The sequence below is a fragment of the Melissospora conviva genome (assembly GCF_049523535.1).
GTDB classification, from domain to species: domain Bacteria; phylum Actinomycetota; class Actinomycetes; order Mycobacteriales; family Micromonosporaceae; genus Melissospora; species Melissospora conviva.
Window position 1 is genome coordinate 314,166 of the sequence record NZ_JBLLDT010000003.1, and the last position, 20,993, is coordinate 335,158.

24 protein-coding genes are annotated in these 20,993 nt (G+C 72.6%); 12 read left to right on the plus strand and 12 right to left on the minus strand.

From position 1 onward, the window contains the following. Positions 1–17: 17 nt before the first annotated feature. Positions 18–1,025, minus strand: a complete 1,008-nt coding sequence (gene sigB / locus ACK8GG_RS10875) for an RNA polymerase sigma factor SigB (RefSeq protein WP_440356268.1) — start codon at positions 1,023–1,025, stop codon at positions 18–20. Positions 1,026–1,264: 239 nt separating this feature from the next. Here sigB and ACK8GG_RS10880 point away from each other — a divergent pair, with 239 nt between their 5' ends. Next, on the plus strand, positions 1,265–2,038 hold the full coding sequence (locus tag ACK8GG_RS10880; RefSeq protein WP_440353538.1) for a sporulation protein: 774 nt from the start codon (positions 1,265–1,267) through the stop codon (positions 2,036–2,038). 54 nt (positions 2,039–2,092) lie between these two features. On the opposite strand, the gene dtd is transcribed toward ACK8GG_RS10880, so the two are convergent. The 3 genes from dtd to ACK8GG_RS10895 are packed head-to-tail and all read right to left on the minus strand — an operon-like array spanning position 2,093 to position 5,266. Continuing rightward, the gene (dtd, locus tag ACK8GG_RS10885; protein ID WP_440356210.1) at positions 2,093–2,515 is read right to left on the minus strand and encodes a D-aminoacyl-tRNA deacylase; all 423 of its coding nucleotides are present in this window, start codon (positions 2,513–2,515) and stop codon (positions 2,093–2,095) included. 4 nt (positions 2,516–2,519) lie between these two features. Then, positions 2,520–4,004: a DUF7782 domain-containing protein gene (locus ACK8GG_RS10890; protein ID WP_440356211.1), complete on the minus strand. Its 1,485-nt coding sequence runs from the start codon at positions 4,002–4,004 to the stop codon at positions 2,520–2,522. Positions 4,005–4,039: 35 nt separating this feature from the next. Continuing rightward, positions 4,040–5,266: a CPBP family intramembrane glutamic endopeptidase gene (locus tag ACK8GG_RS10895; protein ID WP_440356269.1), complete on the minus strand. Its 1,227-nt coding sequence runs from the start codon at positions 5,264–5,266 to the stop codon at positions 4,040–4,042. 99 nt (positions 5,267–5,365) lie between these two features. Here ACK8GG_RS10895 and ACK8GG_RS10900 point away from each other — a divergent pair, with 99 nt between their 5' ends. Together ACK8GG_RS10900 and ACK8GG_RS10905 are read left to right on the plus strand one after the other, a co-directional pair. After that, positions 5,366–5,950, plus strand: a complete 585-nt coding sequence (locus ACK8GG_RS10900) for an HhH-GPD-type base excision DNA repair protein (protein WP_440356212.1) — start codon at positions 5,366–5,368, stop codon at positions 5,948–5,950. Positions 5,951–6,036: 86 nt separating this feature from the next. After that, a complete protein-coding gene (locus tag ACK8GG_RS10905) occupies positions 6,037–6,399 on the plus strand; it encodes a DUF3099 domain-containing protein (protein WP_440350104.1) in 363 nt (120 codons plus the stop codon). A 17-nt stretch (positions 6,400–6,416) separates the two neighbouring features. Here ACK8GG_RS10905 and ACK8GG_RS10910 read toward each other — a convergent pair whose 3' ends face one another. Next, the gene (locus ACK8GG_RS10910; protein WP_440356213.1) at positions 6,417–7,331 is read right to left on the minus strand and encodes a carbohydrate kinase family protein; all 915 of its coding nucleotides are present in this window, start codon (positions 7,329–7,331) and stop codon (positions 6,417–6,419) included. Beyond that, the gene (locus tag ACK8GG_RS10915; RefSeq protein ID WP_440350106.1) at positions 7,328–8,254 is read right to left on the minus strand and encodes a pseudouridine-5'-phosphate glycosidase; all 927 of its coding nucleotides are present in this window, start codon (positions 8,252–8,254) and stop codon (positions 7,328–7,330) included. Before ACK8GG_RS10915 ends, ACK8GG_RS10910 begins: the two co-directional genes overlap by 4 nt. A gap of 90 nt (positions 8,255–8,344) precedes the next feature. Here ACK8GG_RS10915 and ACK8GG_RS10920 point away from each other — a divergent pair, with 90 nt between their 5' ends. From ACK8GG_RS10920 to ACK8GG_RS10930, 3 genes are all read left to right on the plus strand, one after another. Next, positions 8,345–8,557 carry a DUF3039 domain-containing protein gene (locus ACK8GG_RS10920; protein ID WP_440350107.1) on the plus strand — a complete coding sequence of 71 codons (213 nt, stop codon included), beginning with the start codon at positions 8,345–8,347 and terminating at the stop codon, positions 8,555–8,557. Between the two features lie 45 nt (positions 8,558–8,602). Further along, entirely contained in the window at positions 8,603–9,250 is a 648-nt protein-coding gene (locus ACK8GG_RS10925; RefSeq protein WP_440353543.1) for a trimeric intracellular cation channel family protein, read from the plus strand. A 188-nt stretch (positions 9,251–9,438) separates the two neighbouring features. Continuing rightward, complete coding sequence (locus ACK8GG_RS10930) at positions 9,439–11,157, plus strand: DEAD/DEAH box helicase (RefSeq protein WP_440350109.1); 1,719 nt, start codon at positions 9,439–9,441, stop codon at positions 11,155–11,157. A gap of 548 nt (positions 11,158–11,705) precedes the next feature. On the opposite strand, the gene ACK8GG_RS10935 is transcribed toward ACK8GG_RS10930, so the two are convergent. Next, positions 11,706–11,939: a DUF7455 domain-containing protein gene (locus tag ACK8GG_RS10935; protein ID WP_440350110.1), complete on the minus strand. Its 234-nt coding sequence runs from the start codon at positions 11,937–11,939 to the stop codon at positions 11,706–11,708. A gap of 244 nt (positions 11,940–12,183) precedes the next feature. Further along, positions 12,184–13,797 carry an RNA polymerase sigma factor gene (locus ACK8GG_RS10940; protein WP_440350111.1) on the minus strand — a complete coding sequence of 538 codons (1,614 nt, stop codon included), beginning with the start codon at positions 13,795–13,797 and terminating at the stop codon, positions 12,184–12,186. 293 nt (positions 13,798–14,090) lie between these two features. On the opposite strand from ACK8GG_RS10940, the gene ACK8GG_RS10945 reads away from it, so the two are divergent. Further along, positions 14,091–14,903 carry an inositol monophosphatase family protein gene (locus tag ACK8GG_RS10945; protein ID WP_440353544.1) on the plus strand — a complete coding sequence of 271 codons (813 nt, stop codon included), beginning with the start codon at positions 14,091–14,093 and terminating at the stop codon, positions 14,901–14,903. Between the two features lie 93 nt (positions 14,904–14,996). Here the strand turns inward: ACK8GG_RS10945 and ACK8GG_RS10950 are convergent, their stop codons facing one another. Then, positions 14,997–15,521, minus strand: coding sequence for a LytR C-terminal domain-containing protein (locus ACK8GG_RS10950; protein WP_440353887.1), 525 nt, complete (start codon positions 15,519–15,521; stop codon positions 14,997–14,999). A 415-nt stretch (positions 15,522–15,936) separates the two neighbouring features. On the opposite strand from ACK8GG_RS10950, the gene ACK8GG_RS10955 reads away from it, so the two are divergent. Further along, on the plus strand, positions 15,937–16,233 hold the full coding sequence (locus ACK8GG_RS10955; RefSeq protein WP_091553612.1) for a DUF4193 domain-containing protein: 297 nt from the start codon (positions 15,937–15,939) through the stop codon (positions 16,231–16,233). 112 nt (positions 16,234–16,345) lie between these two features. Here the strand turns inward: ACK8GG_RS10955 and ACK8GG_RS10960 are convergent, their stop codons facing one another. Further along, a complete protein-coding gene (locus ACK8GG_RS10960; protein ID WP_440356270.1) occupies positions 16,346–16,855 on the minus strand; it encodes a DUF3093 domain-containing protein in 510 nt (169 codons plus the stop codon). A 96-nt stretch (positions 16,856–16,951) separates the two neighbouring features. Between ACK8GG_RS10960 and dut the strand changes: the two genes are divergently transcribed. The 4 genes from dut (at position 16,952) to ACK8GG_RS10980 (ending at position 19,513) form a co-directional block, all read left to right on the plus strand. Then, positions 16,952–17,437: a dUTP diphosphatase gene (gene dut, locus ACK8GG_RS10965; RefSeq protein WP_440353889.1), complete on the plus strand. Its 486-nt coding sequence runs from the start codon at positions 16,952–16,954 to the stop codon at positions 17,435–17,437. Positions 17,438–17,462: 25 nt separating this feature from the next. After that, a complete protein-coding gene (locus tag ACK8GG_RS10970; RefSeq protein ID WP_440350113.1) occupies positions 17,463–18,101 on the plus strand; it encodes a DUF3710 domain-containing protein in 639 nt (212 codons plus the stop codon). Between the two features lie 313 nt (positions 18,102–18,414). Beyond that, positions 18,415–18,792 (plus strand): OB-fold nucleic acid binding domain-containing protein, encoded by a 378-nt coding sequence (locus ACK8GG_RS10975; RefSeq protein WP_440356214.1) that lies wholly within the window; start codon positions 18,415–18,417, stop codon positions 18,790–18,792. A 43-nt stretch (positions 18,793–18,835) separates the two neighbouring features. Then, positions 18,836–19,513, plus strand: a complete 678-nt coding sequence (locus ACK8GG_RS10980; RefSeq protein WP_440350115.1) for a DUF3159 domain-containing protein — start codon at positions 18,836–18,838, stop codon at positions 19,511–19,513. 93 nt (positions 19,514–19,606) lie between these two features. On the opposite strand, the gene ACK8GG_RS10985 is transcribed toward ACK8GG_RS10980, so the two are convergent. Both ACK8GG_RS10985 and ACK8GG_RS10990 read right to left on the minus strand, forming a co-directional pair. Then, positions 19,607–20,296: a potassium channel family protein gene (locus tag ACK8GG_RS10985; RefSeq protein ID WP_440350116.1), complete on the minus strand. Its 690-nt coding sequence runs from the start codon at positions 20,294–20,296 to the stop codon at positions 19,607–19,609. A gap of 1 nt (position 20,297) precedes the next feature. Next, positions 20,298–20,963, minus strand: a complete 666-nt coding sequence (locus ACK8GG_RS10990) for a potassium channel family protein (RefSeq protein WP_440350117.1) — start codon at positions 20,961–20,963, stop codon at positions 20,298–20,300. Positions 20,964–20,993: the final 30 nt, after the last annotated feature.

A 20,993-nucleotide genomic window follows, 5' to 3' on the forward strand; every position in this document is an offset into this window, starting at 1 on the left:
GATGTGCTCTCGTCAGGTCAGCCGGCCTGCGCCACCGACGCGTACGCCGCCAGCCGCTCGACCCGGTCCGGCTCCCGCAGCTTCAGCAGGGTCACCTTCTCGATCTGGCGGATCCGCTCCCGGGAGAGGCCGAACTCCTGGCCCACCTCGTCGAGGGTGCGCTGCCGGCCGTCGTCGAGGCCGAAGCGCAGCCGGATGACCTGCTGCTCGCGCTCGGAGAGGGTCGCCAGCACGATCCGCACCTCGTTGCGCAGCCGGCCCTGTCCCGGGTCCTCCGTGGAGAGACCCGGGCCTGCGGCGACGAAGTCACCCAGGGCGCTCTCGCCGTCCTCGCCGACGGTCTGGTCCAGGCTGACCGGCTCCCGGTCGTAGGAGATCAGCTCGATGATCTGGTACTCCGGCACGCCCAGTTCGGCGGCGACCTCGGCGACGTTCGGCTCGCGGCCGAGCCGGACGCTGAGCTCACGCCGGGCCCGGACCATCCGGTTGACCTGCTCCACCATGTGCACCGGGATGCGGATGGTGCGGGCCTGGTCGGCCATGGCGCGGGTGATGGCCTGGCGGATCCACCAGGTGGCGTACGTGGAGAACTTGTAGCCCTTGGCGTAGTCGAACTTCTCGACCGCGCGGATGAGACCGAGGTTGCCCTCCTGGATCAGGTCCAGGAACGCCATGCCGCGACCGGTGTAGCGCTTGGCGATGCTCACCACCAGCCGCAGGTTCGCCTCCAGCAGGTGGTCCTTGGCGGCGCGCCCCTCGGCGACGACCGTCTCCAGGTCGCGGCGGAACTCGGCCGAGACCGGCACGCAGGTGGCGAGCTTCTCCTCGGCGAAGAGGCCGGCCTCGACCCGCTTGGCGAGGTCGACCTCCTGGGCGGCGGTCAGAAGTTTGGTACGGCCGATGCCGTTGAGGTACGCCCGCACGAGGTCGGCGCTGACCCCGCGCTCGTCGGTGGCGTCGAGGTCGACGGGGGTGGTCACGGCGTCGTGCGCCGTAGCCGTTGCCTGCACCCGCTGCTCGCTCATCTTGAGAACCATCTGTGCCTCCCCGCGTCAAACTTCCGGCGCTACGCCGGCGGCTCGTGGCGTCGGCGTGAGGACAAGTGTGGCGAGGAGGGCGTGAAACGGGAGTGAGGTGACGGCAATCCGGTATCCGATCCTGGTGTCTTCTCCCCGACACCGGGTATGCGGCCTGCTCTTGTGCCCGGTGACCGCCCGCCCTGTCCCGGTGGGACGGATCCACTTCGGGCGGTGGAGGTCGTCAGATGGTCCGAAAGAGCCTGCTGGACGTGACCGGCCGGCACATCGCCGCCCTGGAGACCGTGCTGGATCAGGCGCGGTGCCGCCCCGGCGAGGAGCTGCACGGCCGGGTGCTGGTCACCGCCGGGGAGGAGCCGGTCGCCGCCGACGGCGTACGGATGGCGCTGGTCGCCTGCGTCGCGGTCATCGACGGCGGCGGCGAGTACGGCACCGGCCAGGAATTCCACCGCACGCAGGTGGCCGGCGCGACCCGGCTCGACCCGGGGCAGCGCCGCGAACTGCCGTTCCGGTACCCGGTGCCCTGGCAGAGCCCGCTGACCCGGCTCTACGACCAGCCGCTGGTCGGGCTCTCGGTCGGCCTGCACACCGAACTCGCCGTCGACTGGGCGCCGGACCCGGGGGAGCTGGACCCGGTGCAGGTGGCGCCGACGCCCGCACAGGAGCAGATCCTGGCGGCGCTCGCCCGGCTCGGTTTCCGGCCGGTCGGCGCCCAGATCCAGCGCGGCCACCTCTACGGGGTAGGCCAGCAGGTGCCCTTCCACCAGGTGCTGGAGTTCGCGGCGCCGCCGGGCTGGGCCGGCCGGCTGGACCGCTTCGAGCTGGTTTTCCTCGCCGACGAGAGGCAGTCCCAGGTGCTGCTGGAGGTCGACAAGCCGGGCGGTTTCCTCGGCCTCGGCAGGACCGCGTACGAGCGCCTGACCGTCGCCAACGACGATGCGGGCGAGACCGACTGCGCGGACCGGATCGAGGCGTGGCTGCGCCGCGCCGTGCCCGCCTAGCACGGCGGGCCGCGCGGTGCCCGTCTGAAGCGCGGCGGGCCGCGCGGTGCCCGCCTAGAGCTCCAGGAGCATCGTACGGGGGCCGACGTTGACGCTCTCGACGAGCATCTGCGCCCGGAACCGGCCGGTCTGCACCGGCGCGCCCCGTTCCCGCAGCGCCTCGACGAACTCGGTGACCAGCGGCTCCGCGACCGCCGCCGGCGCGGCTGCCGTCCAGGACGGCCGCCGTCCCTTGCGGGCGTCGCCGTAGAGGGTGAACTGGCTGACCACCAGCACCGCCGCGCCGGTCTGGGCCGCCGAGCGCTCATCGTCGAGAATGCGCAGCTCGTGCACCTTGCGCGCCATCGTCCGCGCGGTCTCTGAGCTGTCGTCGTGGGTCACGCCGAGCAGCACCAGCAGCCCTTCGCCGATCGCGCCCACCACCTCGCCGTCGACCGTGACACTGGCCCGGCTGACCGTCTGCACCACCGCCCGCATCGCGTCAGCCCGCCACCGGCTCGACAAAGCCCCGCTCGACCAGGTGCGCCACGATCGGACCGGCCGCCTGCGCCAGCTCGGCGGGCGCCGCCCCGTGCGCCATCGCCAGCAGTTCGAGCTGCTCACCCAGGGGTAGCTGCCCGTTCGCGCCGCCGACCAGCGCCAGCAGCAGCGGATCGACCTCCTCGCTCCAGCGCAGCCCGCCGGTGGTGGCCAGCACCTGCCGGCCGACCTCCCAGCCGTCGGCGCCCAGGCTCGCCTCCTGCTCCAGCCGCAGCCCGTCGACAGCGCGGTACCGGGCGGCCAGCAGCGCGTCGAGGTCGCGTTCGTGCAGCCAGTCCTGCCGGTCGAACCAGGCGGTGACCTGCGCGCCGAGCGGCGCCTCCACCTGCTGGCGCAGCTCCTCCACGCGTACCACCGGGTCGTCGTGGCCGCCGCGGCGCAGGCTCACCAGGCCGAAGCCGATCGACTCCACCCGCTGCGCGTCGAACCAGTCCAGCCAGGCGGCGATCCGCTCCGGATCGACGGCCTCCCCGGCATCGGACATCCACAGGTCGATGTACGACCGCGGGTCGGCGACCTCCCGCTGGATCACCCAGGCGTCCAGACCGGTGCCGGCGAACCAGCCGGCCACCCGGTCGGCCCAGTCCTCGCCGGCGACGTGCAGCCAGTTCGCCAGATACTGCATCGTGCCGCCCTCGGTGAGCAGCCCCGGCGCGGCGGCGGCGAGTTCGGCGCCGACGGCGTCGCCGGCCCGGCCCGAGTCGCGGTAGACGTGGGTGGTGGTGCCCGGCCCGACGACGAAGGGCGGGTTGCTCACCACCAGGTCGAAGCGGCGCCCGGCGACCGGGGCGGTCAGGTCGCCGCGGAGCAGCTCCCAGTCCTGCCCGTTGAGGGCGGCGTTGGTGGCCGCGAAGCGCAGTGCCCGCGCCGAGAGGTCGGTGGCGGTGACCCGCGCCGCGTGCGTCGACAGGTGCAGCGCCTGCACGCCGCAGCCGGTGCCGAGGTCCAGTGCGGTGCCGACCGGCCGGCGTACCGTCGCCCCGATCAGGGTGTTGGTGGCCCCGCCGATGCCCAGCACGTGCTCGGCCCGCAGCGGCTGCCCCGGACGGGCGCCCAGCGGCACGTCGGCCAGGACCCACCACCGGTCGCCGTACGCCTCCAGGTCCACCCCGGCGCGCAACCCGTCGTCGACGCGTTCGACCAGGCCGGCGGCGAGCGCCTCGTCCAGGCTCAGCGGCGCGAGAGCCGAGGCCACCGCCGACTCCGGTTCGACCTGTTCGCAGACGTACAGGCGGATGAGGGTGTCCAGGGCGTCGCGCTCGCCGGTCACGCGCAGCGCCGCCCGGAAGTCGTTGCGGGCGACCGCGGCGGTGATCTCCGGGCCGAGCCGGGCGGCGATCCCGGCGGCCGTGTAGCCGGCGCCGGTCAGGGCGGCGCGGAGCCGGTCGACACCGGCAGGGCTGAGCAGCATCTCGGGTTGGTCCACGCCTGCCATCCTGCCTGCCGCCGAGCCTCCGCCTGCTACCGACCGTCGTCCACCGGCTTGGCCGGCCCCGGACCGCCGGCCGCCGCCGCGGTGCCACCGCCGCCGGGAGAAGCCGCCGGGTATGGCACCGGCCCGCCCTGCGGCCCCGGCCACGGCCCGCCCGCATCCTGCGCACCCGGCCACGCCTGACCCGGGTACGGCACCGCCTGGCCGGGGTAGGGGACGGCCTGGCCGGGGTACGGCGCCGGCTGCCCGGGATACGGGACTGTCTGGCCCGGGTACGGACTGCGCGGAGCCGGCCAGATGCCCGGGTGGCCCGGGTACGGGGCGGCCACCGGCATGACCGGGGCGGGAACCTCGGGGCTGAGGTTCGGCAGGCCCCGGCGGCGCGCCAGCCGGTCCAGGACCAGCGCGTACCCGGTGATCACCACGATGTCGACCACCGCGAGCTGCCAGGGGGCGTTCGCCATCGTCTCGTCGGAGTCGAGGGTGCCGTAGGCGGCGGCGAGGCCGACGCCGACCAGGTTGTTCACCACGTGCAGGGCGACGGCGGCCTCCAGTCCGCCGGTCCGCAGCGCGAGCCAGCCGCAACCCACCCCCATCGCGGTGAGCGAGAGGAAACCGGGCAGTCCGCCCCAGCCGTGTGCGATGGCGAAGAGCGGGGCCTGCACGGCGATGCCGATCCAGGGCGAGCGCACGTACGCGCCCACCAGCTGCGCCAGCCAGCCGCGGAAGGCGTACTCCTCGGCGGCGGCCTGGAACGGCACCACCGCCAGCCCGACCAGCAGCGCCCACGCCACCGCGGTCCAGTCCGGACCGGGGGCGACCAGGCCCGCGTCCCCGGCGCCACCGGTGAGGGCGACGAGCACCTCGCTGCCGACGATCAGCAACAGTACGGCCGGCACGGCCACCAGCAGGCAGAGACCGAGCCAGCGCCAGCGCACCCGCCCCTGCACGGAGGAGAGGGTGCCGGCGGGCCGGCGCTGCACCCAGCGGGCCGCCAGCATCGTCACCGGCAGGAGCAGGGCGATCAGCGCCATGTCCAGCGCGAGACCGCCCAGGGCGCCGAAGTCCCGCAGCCCGTCCTCGTCGACCGGCAGGCCGATCAGCCCACCCGCCACGTCCGTGACACCGACCATCGCGCAGATGGCGAAGAAGGCGACGGCGATCACGAAGAGGGTGCCGAGCGGCGGACGCCACCAGCGGTGGGCGGCGGTGCGGGCGAGCCGGTGGTACGGGGTTCCGGCCGGCGGGGAGATCATCACCGGCCCAATCCTAGGACCGCGCCGGCAAACCCGGCGGCGATGACCTGCGGTGCAGCGAGCGGGGTCGCTGGATCCGGCGGGAGCGGGGACGGCAGGATGGAACGCATGACGCTCTCCCTGCCGATCGACGACGAGGCCAACGCCCTGCTCAACGCCAGCCCGCTGGCGCTGCTGATCGGGATGGTCCTCGATCAGCAGATTCCCCTGGAGCGGGCCTTCGCGGCGCCGTACGACCTGGCGCAGCGGCTGGGGCACGAGCCGGACGCGTACGAGCTGGCGAGCTTCGACCCGGACGAGCTGACCGAGATCTTCGGCCGCAAGCCGGCGCTGCACCGCTTCCCGAAGGCGATGGCGGCCCGGGTGCAGGAGGTCTGCCGGGTGCTGGTCGAGCGCTACGACGGGGACGCGGCGCGGCTCTGGTCGGAGGCGGCCGACGGCCGGGAACTGCTCAAGCGGGTCGCCGACCTGCCCGGCTTCGGCAAGCAGAAGTCGCAGATCTTCGTGGCGCTGCTCGGCAAGCGCTACGGCGTGCAGCCCGACGGCTGGCGCGAGGCCGCCGGCGGCTACGGCGAGGCGGACAGCCACCGGTCGGTCGCCGACATCGTCGACGGCGAGTCGCTGCGCCGGGTACGCGAGTACAAGACCGCGATGAAGGCCCAGGCGAAGGCCGCCAAGGGCTGAGTACGCGGCGTGTGCCGGTGAGTCCGGTCTGCTACCGCCGGGGCTGCGGCGAGTGGGAGGATGGGCAGGCAGCCTGAGGAGGCCTCGTGAAGCGTCCGGCCTATGAACCGATACTGATCACCGACGCCCGGCGCAGTCAGCACGACGAACTGCACGGCCGGATGGTGCGGTACGTGGTGATGATGGGCATCCGCACGGTCTGCCTGGTCGTCGGCGCGATCCTGGTCACCGTCGACGCCCCGCTGCTCTGGCTCTGGCTGCCGCTCTGCGCCGTCGGCGCGATCCTGCTGCCCTGGCTGGCGGTGCTGCTCGCCAACGACGGGCCGCCGAAGGAAGAGAACCGGCTGCGCGTCAAGCTCGGCATCGGCCGCCGTAAGCTCGCCGCGCAGCCGCCGCCACGCACCCTCGCCACCGAGGAGGAGCCCCGGGTCATCGACCTGGAGCCGTAGCCCGCACGGGGCGGTCGTCACCGGACCGGCCGGCCGCCTGTCACCGTTACCGCCTCCGCGCCGTAGCGGATGCCCGCCGCCAGCGCCGTCGCCGGATCGGCGCCGCGCACCCAGGCCGCCAGCAACCCGGCGGCGAACGCGTCGCCGGCCCCGGTCGTGTCGAGGGCGCGGACCTCCGCGGCGGGCAGCGACACCGGCGGGGTGTCCCGTCCGGCGAGGACCGCCCCGGCGGCGCCCAGCTTGACCACCGCGTACCGGGCGGTGGCGGTCAGTGCGCGGGCCTGGTCGGCCCCGGGCGCCGCGGCCACCAGCGCCGCCGCCTCGTCGCCGTTGGCCAGCAGCAGGTCGACGCCGCGTACCCAGCTCAGGAAGGCCGCCGGGCCGACAGCCCGCAGCGGCGCCGCGGAGGCCGCGTCGACGCTGGTGGTGAGGCCCCGCTCGCGGGCGGACGCCAGCGCCGCCAGGCCGGCGGGGCGTGAGACCGGATCCAGCAGCGTGTACGCCGACAGGTGCAGATGCCGTGCCCCCGGCGCAGCGGCCAGCGCCGCTGTCACGTCCGCGCCGGTCAGCAGCAGGTTCGCCCCCCGCTCGGTGACCATGGTGCGTTCGGCGGCGGTGGTCAGCACGATCACCGTGCCGGTCGGCGCGGCCGGGTCCTGGCGGATCGCACAGTCGACGCCGGCCCGGCGCAGCTCCTCGATGCGGGCGGTGGCATCCGGATCCGTGCCGACCACTCCGACGAGCGTCACCGGCGTCGCGGCGGCGGCGATCCAGGCGGCGGTGTTCGCGGCCTGTCCGCCGCCGGTGACGCGGATCCGGGCCGGGGTGTCCGAGCCGGTGGCCAGCGGCGTGTGCAGCGTCGCCACCACGTCGGTGATGACGTCCCCGACGACGACGATCCGCGGCGCCTCGGAGCCCGGCGCGGCGGTCACGGAGTGGTACGCGCGGCGGCTGCCACCGCGATCTGCGCCGCCAGGCCGGCGTTGCGCAGGATGATGCGCACGTTCACCGCGAGGCTCGCGCCCTCGGTGGCCGAGTGGAAGTGGCCGAGCAGGAACGGCGTCACCGCCTTGCCGGTGATCCCGTCGCGGGCCAGCATCGCCAGGCCGTCGGCGAGGGTGCGGTCGTGCAGCTGCGGGTCGAGCTGCTCCTCCACCGGGAGCGGGTTGGCCACGAGCAGCGCACCGCGGTGCAGCGCATGGTCGTCGCGGGCCGCCATCACCGCCGCCACCTGGGCAGGCGAGTCCACCGACCAGTCCAGGTCGAAGCCGCCGTCGGTGATGAAGAAGCCGGGGAAGCGCCGGGTGCGGTAGCCGACCAGGCTCACCCCGAGGGTCTCCAGCCGCTCCAGGGTCGCGCCCACGTCGAGGATCGACTTGACCCCGGCGCAGACGACGGTGATCGGCGTACGCGCCAGCGTCACCAGGTCGGCGGACTCGTCGAAGGTCTGGGCCGCCTCCCGGTGCACGCCACCGAGCCCGCCGGTGGCGAAGACGTCGATCCCGGCCGCGGCGGCGACAGCGCTGGTGGCGGCGACGGTGGTGGCGCCGTCGACACCGGCCGCGGCAGCCGGGGCCAGGTCGCGCACCGAGAGCTTGGCGGCGGAGTCACTGCCGGCCAGCCGGACCAGCTGCGCGTCGTCGAGACCGACCCGCAGCTCGCCGCCGATCATGCCGATGGTCGCCGGTACGGCGCCCGCCTCGCGTACTGTCTGCTCGATCTCCCGGGCGACCCGCAGGTTGTCCGGCCGGGGCAGGCCGTGCGAGATGATCGTGCTTTCCAGGGCGACAACCGGACGGCCCTCGCTCAGCGCGGCGGAAACTTCGTCATTGAAGTGGATTCGGTAATCGGTCACGACCGCTACCGTACGTCGGGCTGCGGGTGTGACCTCTGGTGGACCGCCCCGAGGAGACCTGCCAGACTTGACGCCGTTGGAGGTGCAACCGTGAGCACAGAGATTCTCGAGCGTCCGGAACTGAAGGACGCCGACACCGGGCCGGAGATGTTCCACTACGTCAAAAAGGAGAAGATCGCCGAAAGTGCCGTCATGGGCACCTTCGTCGTGGCGCTCTGTGGCGAGACCTTCCCGGTCACCAAGGCGGCCAAGCCGGGTTCCCCGGTCTGCCCGAAATGCAAGGAGATCTACGACTCGATGTGACCGCCGGGCGCGGCCCGGCCGCGCCCGCGCGCGTACCCTGCGCCGGTGAGCACCTCCACCGCGCTGCTGATCGCCGACCTGACCGGAGTGGCCGTCTTCGCCGCTTCCGGCGCGTCGGCCGCGGTGGCGAAGCGGCTCGACCTCTTCGGAGTGGTCTTCGTCGGCTTCCTCGCCGCCCTCGGCGGTGGGATCTTCCGGGATCTGGTGATCGACGAGCCGGTGCCGCTCGCCTTCGCCGACTGGCGCTACGCCGCCACCGCGATCCTGACCGCCACCGTGGTCTTCTGGTTCCATCCCCATTTCGCGCGGCTGCGCACCACAGTGCTGGTCCTCGACGCGGCCGGGCTCGGCCTCTTCGCCGTTGCCGGCACCCTCAAGGCGCTCGACGCCGACGTCTCCGCCCTCGGCGCGGTCATGATCGGCATGCTCACCGGCATCGGCGGAGGTCTCGCCCGCGACCTGCTCACCGGGGAGATCCCGGTGGTGCTGCTGCGCGAGATCTACGCCCTCGCCGCGCTGCTCGGCGCCACCGCGGTGGTGCTGCTCGATCTGATCGACGCCACCGGGGCGGTGCCGCTCGGTGGCGCGGTGCTGCTCGTCTTCGTGGTCCGGGTGCTGGCGCTGCGTCGTCGCTGGTCGGCGCCGGTAGCCGCGGACCGGCCGTCGCGGCTGGTGCGTTCCGGACGTTCGTGACCGGGCCGGTGGTGCACTCGGGTCGTTCGTGACCCGGGCCGGTTCTGCGCCCGGGTCGTTCGTGACCCGCCCAACCCCCGGCGGTGTTGCCGGGCCGACCCGCGGCCGCCTGGTTATGCTGGGGCCGCCTTCGCGAGCGCCGAGTGTCGCGGGGGCGTTTTCGTGCACGGCCGAGAGGAGCGATACGCGTGGGTGTCCGGTTGCCGGCGATCGACACCTTCCCGCCGCTGCGGGGCTGGCAGCGCAAGGCGCTCTTCGAGTACCTGCGCCGGCGTAGCCCCGACTTCACCGCGGTCGCCACCCCGGGCGCCGGCAAGACGACCTTCGCGCTGCGTATCGCCGCGGAGCTGCTGAACGACGGCACCGTCGACGCGGTGACCGTGGTCGCCCCGACCGAACACCTCAAGACGCAGTGGGCGAGCGCCGCCGCCCGGGTCGGCATCGAACTCGACGCCGCCTTCCGCAACGCCGACCTGCACTCCTCGGCCGACTTCCACGGCGCTGTCGTCACCTACGCCCAGGTCGGCATGGCCCCGCAGGTGCACCGCCGCCGGACCATGACCCGCCGGACCCTGGTGATCCTCGACGAGATCCACCACGCCGGTGACTCGCGCAGCTGGGGCGACGGCGTCAAAGCCGCCTTCGAGCCGGCCGTACGACGGTTGATGCTCACCGGTACGCCCTTCCGCTCCGACGACAACCCCATTCCGTTCGTGGTCTACGAGAAGGGCGGGGACGGTCTGCCCCGGTCGAAGGCGGACTCCGTCTACGGCTACGCCGACGCCCTGCGCGACGGCGTCGTCCGGCCGGTGCTCTTCCTCGCCTACTCGGGTGAGACCCGTTGGCGTACCAGCGCCGGCGACGAGCTGGCCGCCCGCCTCGGCGAGCCGATGACCCAGGACCTGGTGGCGCAGGCGTGGCGTACGGCGCTGGACCCGGCGGGGGACTGGATGCCGCAGGTGCTGCGGGCCGCCGACGCCCGGCTCAGCGTGCTGCGCCGGGAGGGCATGCCCGACGCCGGCGGCCTGGTCATCGCCAGCGACCAGCAGTCCGCCCGGGCGTACGCGCGGCTGCTGGAGCGGGGCACGGGGGAGAAGCCCGTGGTGGTCCTCTCCGACGATGTCGGCGCCTCCGGCCGGATCGCCGACTTCGCCGCCTCCGACCAGCGCTGGCTGGTGGCTGTCCGGATGGTCTCCGAGGGTGTCGACATTCCCCGGCTCGCCGTCGGCGTCTACGCCACCAGCGCCTCCACGCCGCTCTACTTCGCCCAGGCGATCGGCCGTTTCGTCCGCGCCCGGCGCCCCGGTGAGACCGCCTCGGTCTTCGTGCCGAGCGTCCCGCACCTGTTGAGCCTGGCCAGCGAGATGGAGGCCGACCGGGACCACGTCCTTGGCGCGCCGAAACGGCGCGAGGGCTTCGACGACGACCTGCTGGAACGGGCGCAGCGCAGCGAGCAGGCCAGCGGGGAGCTGGAGAAGCGCTTCGAGGCGCTCTCGGCCACCGCGGAGCTCGACCAGGTGATCTTCGACGGCGCCTCCTTCGGCACCGCCGCGCAGGCCGGTACGCCCGAGGAGCAGGAGTATCTCGGCCTGCCCGGGCTGCTCAGCCCCGAACAGGTCTCGGTGCTGCTCAACAAGCGGCAGGCCGAGCAGCTGGCCGCCCAGCGGCGGCGGCGTGCCGACACGGCGGTCGATACGGCACCGAAGCCGGCGCAGCTGACCGCGGGAGAGCGGCGAATCGCGCTGCGCCGCCAGCTGAACGCGCTGGTGGCGGCCCGGCACCACAGCACCGGCCAGCCGCACGGCAAGATCCATGCGGAGCTGCGGCGGATCTGCGGCGGCCCGCCGAGCGCCCAGGCGACGATCGAACAGCTCGAGGAGCGCATCGCCACCGTCCAGACCCTCTAGCCTGCCCCGGCTCGGTCGTGCCCCGGCTCGGTCGTGCCCCGGCTCGGTCGTGCCCCGGCTCGGTCGTGCCTCGGCTCGGTCGTGCCTCGGCTCGGTCGTGCCTCGGTTCGGCTCGGTCCGGGACGGTTTTGATCATTAGTCGGAAATCAGCGCTCCCAGGCCCCTTCAGCACTGCTTTTCAGCTAAGGATCATGAGTGTCGGGCGCCAGAGCGCCAGGGACGTGGTGCCCCCAGGAGTGGCGCGCTGGGGGACGTGGCGGGCCAGGGACGCGGAGCGCTAGGGGCACGGGGTGCCGCGGGGTGGCAGGGCGGGGGTGTCAGGGCGCGGGGTGGCGGGGCGGGGGTGCCAGGGCGCGGGGTGGCAGGGCGCGGGGTGCCAGAGCACCACCGCACGGGTTTCCAGGGACGCGGCAGGGGTGTGGGGATGGTGGGTGCCGGAGCGCCAGGCGTGCGCGGTGTGGGGTGCCGGGAGTGGGAGACGGTAAACGGACACCAAAAGACCGGCAGGGCCCGAAAGGGCCCTGCCGGTCTCTTGCCTGGTTGACAGGTCAGTTCGCCATCAGATCGGCGCCCCGCCAGCTGAACTCCGGGTCCGCCGTGAACCGCACCGTGATCTTGGCGAGGTCCTCGGCGTACTTGTTCGCGTGATGTCCGCAGAACACCAGGTCGCTCCCGCCCGCAAGGGTGATGCGGAGCTTGCCGGCGGCGTTGCAGCGGTCGCACCGTTCATCGGCGGCCGGGGGAGCCACCGTCGCGGGCGGCGGCGTGAGGGTTGGGGTCATCGCCTTCCTCCTCGGGTTGTCACCGATGAACATTCTCTTCGGTCATTGGTCACCTATCGTCCAACACCCTCGGTGGGTGAGGTCTTCCCTGTCTGCCCGTCGGGGATCGAGGTCACACCTGGTTGCGACAGTGTGACGTGTCCCCCGGGTGCCACGTCAACGTCCGACCTCGCACCGGCAGCCGCAGCGCCGACGAAGGTTTGCGTTCCGTGACCGTTTCGACACGTTTTCGTGATCAGCTCCGTCAGTCGAGGTAGTCCCGCAGGACCTGCGAGCGTGACGGGTGCCGAAGCTTCGACATGGTCTTGGACTCGATCTGCCGGATCCGTTCCCGGGTCACCCCGTAGACCTGGCCGATCTCGTCAAGCGTACGCGGCTGGCCGTCGGTGAGGCCAAAACGCAGCCGGACCACACCGGCCTCCCGCTCGGAGAGCGTCTGGAGCACCTGCTGGAGCTGGTCCTGCAGGAGCGAGAAGGAGACCGCGTCGACCGCGACGACCGCCTCGGAGTCCTCGATGAAGTCGCCGAGCTGGCTGTCGCCCTCGTCGCCGATGGTCTGGTCCAGCGAGATCGGCTCCCGGGCGTACTGCTGGATCTCCAGCACCTTCTCCGGGGTGATGTCCATCTCCTTGGCCAGCTCCTCGGGCGTGGGCTCGCGGCCCAGGTCCTGGAGCAGCTCACGCTGTATGCGGCCGAGCTTGTTGATCACTTCCACCATGTGCACCGGGATGCGGATGGTGCGGGCCTGGTCGGCCATGGCGCGGGTGATGGCCTGGCGGATCCACCAGGTGGCGTACGTGGAGAACTTGTAGCCCTTGGTGTAGTCGAACTTCTCGACCGCGCGGATGAGACCGAGGTTGCCCTCCTGGATCAGGTCCAGGAACGCCATGCCGCGACCGGTGTAGCGCTTGGCCAGCGAGACGACCAGTCGCAGGTTCGCCTCGAGCAGGTGGTTCTTGGCCCGTTCGCCGTCGCGGGTGATCCAGGTCAGGTCCCGGGTCATGTCCCGGGTGAACTTCTCCGCGCCCTCGTCGGCCAGACGCAGCCGCTCCGTGGCGTAGAGGCCGGCCTCGATCCGCTTGGCGAGCTCGACCTCCTGCTCGGCGTTGAGCAGCGGAACCTTGCCGATCTGCTTCAGGTACGCCCGCACCGAGTCGGCTGATGCGGTCAGCTCCGCGTCCCGGCGGGCCTGCTTGAGGGCCTCGGACTCCTCGTCGTCCCACTCGAAGTCGCCGTCGGTGGCCGACTTGGCGGCGTCGGACTCGGCGGCGCGGGTCAGCTCGACGGGCTCGTCGACGACGACGTCCTCGATCACGGCCGCCAGCTCCTCCGGGTCCACCTCCTCCGCGGCGTCCTTGCCCTTGCCCTTGGCGGCTGCCTTGGTGGCCTTGGCGGGCTTGGCGGCTGCCTTGGTCGCCTTCGTCGCCTTGGCGGGCTTCGCAGCGGCGCCCTCGGCGGTGGCAGCGGCCTTGCGGGGGCTCGCCTTGCGCGCGGCGGTGGCGGCGACCGGTGCGGCCGTCTCCTCGTCCGCGGCGGCGGCCTGCTTGGGGGCGGGGGCGGCCTTCTTGGTCACCTTGGCGGTCGTGGCCTTGGCGGTCGTCGCCCGGGACGCGGGCGTCGCCGAGCGCGCGGCGGCGACGCGGCGGCGGGTGCTCGCCGAACCGTCGACCACCACGGTCACGCCCGCTTCGGAGAGCGCACGCAGGAGCTTCTTGGCCTGGGCCGGATTCACCTCAGCGGACTCGACGGCACGCGCGAGCTGCGCCGACGTGAGCTGCCCGCCGGCGTTCTGTGCCTCGGCGATCAGGGTGTCGGTGAGCGAGCGGACGTCGGCGCCGGTGTGGCGGGGTTCTGTCACGAATGACCTTCCGGAGGCGATGAGCGAGCACGGCCGGATCGACCAGCGCAGCGCGAAGCGTCGTGCCGGGCCGATGGGTTGTTGGAGCACCCCCGTGACGCGGACCGGACGGCTGCCGGTGATCCGTGGCAAGTGGGTAGGCGTGAATTGTAACGCCGTCTGCGGGGATCATCCTGCGGCGCACGGACCAACAGCGGCCGGGGGCCGCCGATTTGGCACGGATGTGGACTTTCTAGAGATGATACTCGCGCTCTGCCGGTCGGTTGGCGATGCGGGCGGGAAGGGGAAACGGAATGCAGCACTCGGTACCGGATCCACGCGAACTGCTCGAGATCGCCGTCCGGGTGGCCCGCCCGGCGGCGCAGACCGCCGCACGGATGCGGGCCGAGGGCGTGGCCGTGGCGGCCACCAAGAGCACGGCCACCGATGTGGTGACCGCCGCGGACCGGGCCGTCGAGCGGCAGGTTGTCGAGGCGCTGCGGGTGTTGCGCCCCGACGACGCGGTGCTCGGTGAGGAGTACGGCGACGGCGGTGTCGACACCGCCCGGGTGCGCTGGATCCTCGATCCGATCGACGGGACCGTGAACTACCTCTACGGCATCGACTATTACGCCGTCTCGCTCGCCGCGGAGGTCGACGGCGAGGTGGTGGCCGGCGTGGTCCGCGACGCCGCCCGCGGCGACGAGTGGACCGCGACCCGCGGTGGTGGCGCGTTCCGGGCGGGCCGGCGGCTCACCGGGTCGACCGAGACCGACCTGGGCAGGGCGCTGGTCGCCACCGGGTTCGGCTACGACCGCGACCGGCGGGCGCACCAGGGCCGGGTGCTGGCCGGAATGATCTCCCACGTGCGTGACATCCGGCGCACCGGTTCGGCGGCGCTGGACCTGTGCCGGGTCGCCGAAGGGGTCATGGACGCGTACTACGAGAAAGGGCTGGCCGCCTGGGACCTGGCCGCCGGCGGTCTGGTCGCGCAGGAGGCCGGGTTGCTGGTGAGCGGGCTCAACGGCGCGCCGGCCGGACCCGATCTGGTGATCGCGGCGCCGCCGGCGCTGTACCGGCCGCTGCACGACCGCCTCGCCGACCTGGACGCCGCCGGCGGCCCGTGACGGCCGGACCCTCCACCTGACGGCCAGACCGGCTGCGTGACGGCCTGGCGGCCCACCTGACGGTCGGGTCGGCTGCGTGACGGCCTGGCCGGCTCAGTCCTTGGCGTTCGGGTCGGGGCAGGTGTTCGGAGGCAGCTGGGCCGACCCGATGTCGGTCAACGACTGGTTGACCTCGGTGGTGGTGGCGAGCTGCTGGAACGAGTTCCCGATCACCACGTCGACGACGTCGTCGGTACGCGTCGGGTCGAACTCCGCCGTCGCGTCGTTCAGGAAGTACGCCTTCAGCAGGTGCGCCCCGCCGACGGCCCGCGGGCCGTAACGCAGCACCGCGATGCCGTCGATGCTCTTCTTCAGCGGATCGTTGCCGGCCTTTTCGACCTGGAACTTCCGGTTGCGGAAGTCGTCGGCGACGGAGCTGGCGAGTCTCGGCTTGGCGGTCGCGTTGTAAACGTTGATCTTCACCTTGTCCGGCTCGCGCAGCGTCAGGTCGGCCAGTGGCCAGCCCGCGGGGCATTCCTCCGCGGTGACGCCGCCGCGCTGTGAGTCGCGTGCCACCGCCACCGTGATGAAGACCAGGGCGAAGAGCACCAGTACGCCGACGACGACGAGTGCTCGCACTCGCGCAAAGCTCATCTGGAACTCCCGTGCGGTGTGGCGACGGAGCGAATCCGGGCGCCGGTTGGGCGGTTACGCCCGCTGAGGGTAGCGGTTGTGGAGCAGCCGTGTGGAAACAGTCGGAGGTCCGGCGTGCCGACTGCGAACCGGGTAGGAATACCCCTATCTTCGTGTCGCCTCAGTCACATCGGGAAGAAGTTCCCGTGCTACGCCGTACATCCGAGCCGTCAGGGCGGTATACATGCCACGCCGGGAGGGGGTAAGGTACCGCGCCCGTCCGGCCTACTGCTGACGGCAGGGCCGGGGACGACGGTCTGGATGGTCGGGAGACCGACACAACGAGGCCGGTTAGTGGAACAAAAGGCGTCGTCCGGCGTTATCCCGGAAGCAAACGTATCGACATAGGAGAGTGGAACCCATGGCCACCGACTACGACGCCCCACGGCGCGACGAGGTCGACCTCGGCGAGGACAGCCTGGAAGAGCTCAAGGCACGGCGGGTCGACTCGCAGTCGGGCGCCGTGGACGTTGACGAGGCCGAGGTCGCCGAGAGCTTCGAGCTGCCCGGCGCGGATCTCGCCGACGAGGAATTGACCGTCAAGGTGCTGCCGATGCAGCAGGACGAGTTCCGCTGCGCGCGGTGCTTCCTGGTGCATCACCGCAGCCAGTTGGCGACCGAACGCAACGGTGAGCTGATCTGTCGGGAATGCGCCTGATCAGCTCCATTACCGGTCAGCGGCGACCTCAATAGTCGAGGTCGCCGCACCTGCCCCCGCCGAAGGCGGCCGTGTCCGGCCGTTCGGCGCCGGGGGCGCGGTGCCCGTGCGCTCAGCGTGCCGAGCCCGCCGACGCGTCGCGTTCGGCGAGGATCGCCTCGGCCAGGCGCACCGGATGCCGGGTGCTGACCACCCAGTACGGCGTGGGGTCGGCCGGGTCGTCCAGCACGATCTGCACGGCCCCCGCGATCCAGGGGCGCTGCACCACGAAGGCGAGGGGGTGGGCGCCCACGCTGAGCACCTCACGCCGCCCTTCGAGGTCGAGCGCGACCACGTCGGCCACGAAACGCACCGGCAGCCGGGCGTCGTCGACCAGGAACTCGCCGTCGCGGACCGCGACGCGTACCCGTCCGAGCCACCAGAGCAGGCCGGCCACGACGGGCACCACGAGCCCGAAAGCGACCCAGCCCCGTGCGCCGGGCACCCCCATCCAGATCTCGGCGGCGAAGATCAGCCCGCCGAGCAGGGCGATCAGCAGCGCCCACCAGGGCAGTTTCAGCCGCTCCGCGTACCGGGCCGGGGCGCGGTCGTCGGTCGGTGACGTGGCGGACGATTGCGACATGCTCACGCTACGAGGGTACGGCGCGCCACAGTCGCCGGACCGGGCAGGATGTCAGGCAAGTCCCTCGTCGCCTGGAGGCGCAAGATCGTGAACGACATGGTGCCGGTGCCGGTACGACTGCTCGATCCGCGGATCCCGTTGCCCGCGTACGCGCATCCCGGTGACGCCGGGGCGGACCTGGTGGCCGCCGCGGACGTGGAGCTGCCTCCCGGCGGGCGGGCCCTGGTGCCGACGGGGGTGGCGATCGCGCTCCCGGAGGGGTACGTCGGCCTGGTGCACCCCCGTTCCGGACTTGCCGCCAGATTGGGCGTGACCGTGCTGAACGCGCCCGGTACGGTCGACGCCGGCTACCGCGGGGAGATCCTGGTCAACCTGATCAACCACGATCGGGACAACCCGGCGAAGATCGCTAGGGGCGACCGGATCGCCCAGCTCGTGATCCAGCGGGTCGAGCGGGCCGGGTTCCGGCCGGTGGACGAGCTGCCGGACTCGGTGCGGGGCGCGGGCGGTCACGGCTCCACCGGTGGCCACCTGAGCCTGGGAGAGGCGACCGGCGGTCCGGCGGCGAAGGTGGCAGAGTGAGCGCGACCAGTGGAGGGCTAGAAAAATGATCTTCTCGCGAGGGCGACAGAGCGGACGGCACGCCGCCAAGGCCGCGGAGCAGGCGACCGAGACCGTCGAGGTCGAGGTTCCGCCGGTGGGCCCGTACGACATCTCGGACGCGCCGGCGGGCGTGGAGCGGCTCGACCTGGGCAGCCTGCAGATCCCGGCGGTGCCCGGCATCGAGGTGCGGGTGCAGGCCAACCCGGACGGCGCGATCCAGCAGGTCGTGCTGGTCAGCGGTGATAGCGCGCTGCAGCTCGGTGTCTTCGCCGCGCCGCGCACCGAGGGGATCTGGGACGAGGTGCGTGCCGAGATTCGCGAGTCGCTGCGGGCCGACGGCGCGGTCGTCGACGAGACCCAGGGCGAGTACGGCGGCGAGCTCGTCGCCCAGGCGAAGAGCGCCGACGGTGGCGTGACCCGGCTGCGTTTCGTCGGCGTGGACGGCCCGCGCTGGATGATCCGGGCCGTCTACCAGGGGCCGGCGGCGGTCGAGCCCGACCAGGGCGAAGCACTGACCGAGTGCCTGCACGGACTGGTCGTTGACCGTGGCAGCGAGGCACGTCCGGTGCGCGAGCCGCTGTCGCTGCGGCTGCCCAAGGACGCCACCCCCGCCGCAGACGCCGCGACCGACGCCGGGGCCTGAGGGCAGCCGGCGCTGCCGTCCGGCGCAGGGCCAGTGTCGGCGGGCCCTGGCCGGGGCTGTGTGCCCGCGGGTAAGGCTCCGGCGCCGGGTCCGGCCCCCGGACCCGGATAGTCGGCGCCCGGTCGGCGAGACGTGCACCGTGGCGGGCGCGCGGGCGTACGCTGGCAGCGCTCGGGGGTTGCCGCCGGCGGGGAATGGCGGCCGCTCGGGGATTGCTGTCGGTGGTGAACGCCGCCCGCTCGGGGTTGCCGTCGGTGGTGAACGCCGCCCAGGCGGGCGACCCTCCTGTTCGGCGAAGGGGTGACGCGCGAGGATGACGACCGACGAGGGTCGGATGTCGCTGCGCCGCATGCTGCGCCGGTGGACCTCCAGCGAGGCCGAGATCGAGGCGGGGGAGCTGCGCCGGCTCAGCGCGCTCGCCGGTGGCCGCGCCGCCCGGTACTGCCTGCCGGGCGAGGTGGTGCGAATCTCCGGCCGGCTGCGTACGGTCGTCTACAACCCGCGCAGCAACCGGCCGACGCTGGAGGCGGACCTCTACGACGGCAGCGACGTGGTGACGTTGATCTGGCTCGGCCGTCGGCGCATCGCCGGCATCGAGCCGGGACGGCAGATCACTGCTCGCGGCCGCCTGGCCCTGCTCGACGACCGTAAAGTCATCTACAACCCGTACTACGAGCTGCAGCTCACCTGAGGGCGGCAGCCGCCCCTCGACCGCGAACGGAAGACGTCTACAGATGACGACCGGACAGCACCCGAACACCCGGCCGGCGGCGGCCCCGGACGGCGAGGAGCCGCTGCCCAGCTTCACCGAGCAGATGGCCGACCAGCTCGGCGGCGTGCGCGGGATGACCGAATCGAGCATCCCGGTCGTCGTCTTCGTGCTCTGCAACATCCTCTTCGAGCTACGGCCGGCGGTGATCGCCTCGGTGGCCGTGACGCTGGCCATCGCCGCGCTGCGGCTGAGCCAGCGCCGTCCGATCCGGTACGCGGTCAACGGGCTCTTCGGCATCGCCGTCGGCGCCTGGCTGGCCTGGAACTCCGGCGACGAGCGCGACTTCTATCTGCCCGGCATCCTCTACGGCATCGGCTACGGGGTGGTGCTGCTCGGTTCGGCGGTGGTCCGGCAGCCGCTGGTCGGCTGGATCTGGTCGATCCTGGCCGGCGGCGGCAAGTCCGAGTGGCGCCGGGACGAGCGGATGGTGCGGACCTTCACCTGGCTGACCGTGCTCTGGGGCGTTGTCTGGCTGATCAAGGTGGGGGTGCAGGGGGCGCTCTACCTCGCCGAGATGGGGACCGCGCTGGGCATCGCCCGCCTCGCGCTGGGCTATCCGCCGTACCTGGCGCTGCTGGCCATCACCTTCTGGGTGGTGCGCCGGATGAACCGCACCGCCGCGCCGGTGGCCGCCGACTAGCCGGTCCCCGCCACCCCCGGCGGCTCACCCGGGCGCGCCTGGAGGGCTCACCCCGGCGCGCCCGACCGGAGGCTCACCCCGGCCCGTGGCCGTTTACTCCGGGGCTTCCGGATCGATGGTCGCCGGGGTGCCCAGGACCGCCTCCTGCACCCGGTCCTCCACGTCCGCGGTGCAGACGAAGATCAGCTCATCGCCGGCCTCCAGCGAGTCGTCCGTGCCGGGGGCGAGCACCCGGGCGCCGCGCAGGATCGCCACCAGGGCGGCGTCGCGCGGCAACGGCAACGAGCGGACCGGCTCCCCGACGTACGGCGCACCGACCGGCAGGGTGATCTCGACCAGGCTCGCCTGACCCCGTCGGAACGTCATCAGGCGGACCAGTTCGCCCACCGTGACGGCCTCCTCGACCAGCGCCGCCATCACCCGGGGCTTGCTCACCGCCACGTCGACGCCCCACTGGTCGGTGAAGAGCCACTCGTTCTCGGCCCGGTTCACCCGGGCGACCGTACGGCCGACGGCGAACTCCGTCTTGGCCAGCAGCGACACCACCAGGTTGACCTTGTCGTCGCCGGTGGCGGCGACCATCACGTCGTAGCCGGCCAGGCCGGCGTCCTCCAGGCTGATCAGCTCGCAGGCGTCGGCGAGCACCCACTGGGCCTGCGGGATCCGGTCCGGCTTGACCATTCGGCTCTGCCGGTCGATGAGCATGACCTCGTGGCCGTTCTCGATCAGCTCGCGGGCGATGGAACGACCGACGTTGCCGGCCCCGGCGATGGCGATGCGCATGTCACTGCCCCCTCTCCGGTGGCGCCTCGGCCACCGACGTGACATCAGCGATGAGGTCGTCGGTCACGAGCATGAAGACCTGGTCGCCCTCTTGCACGACGGTGGAGGCGGTCGGCAGGGTGCCGATGCCGAACCGGTTCAGGTACGCCACCCGGGCCCCGGTGGCCTCCTCCAGCGTGCGCAGCGGGCGTCCGATCCAGTCGTGGTGCACCGGCACCTCGATGATCGACACGGTGCTGGTCGGGTCGCGGAAGATCTCCACGTCCCCCTCCGGCACCAGCAGCTGCATCACCCGGTCGGCGGTCCACCGCACGGTGGCGACGGTCGGGATGCCGAGCCGTTCGAAGACCTCGGCGCGCCGGGGGTCGAAGATCCGGGCGGCGACCCGCGCCACGCCGAAGTTCTCCCGGGCCAGCCGGGTGGAGATGATGTTGGAGTTGTCGCCGCTGGAGACCGCGGCGAACGAGTCGGCCCGCTCGATGCCGGCGCTGCGCAGCACCTCCTGGTCGAAGCCCTCGCCGGTCACCGTCATGCCCCGGAAGTCCGGCCCGAGCCGGCGGAACGCCTCGGCGTCGTGGTCGATGACGGCAATCGAGTGACCTCGGGCCTCGAGGTTGTGGGCGAGGGTCGAGCCCACCCGCCCACACCCCATGATCACGATGTGCACGGTCCCTCCTGTCTGGTCCGCGAGCCGGTT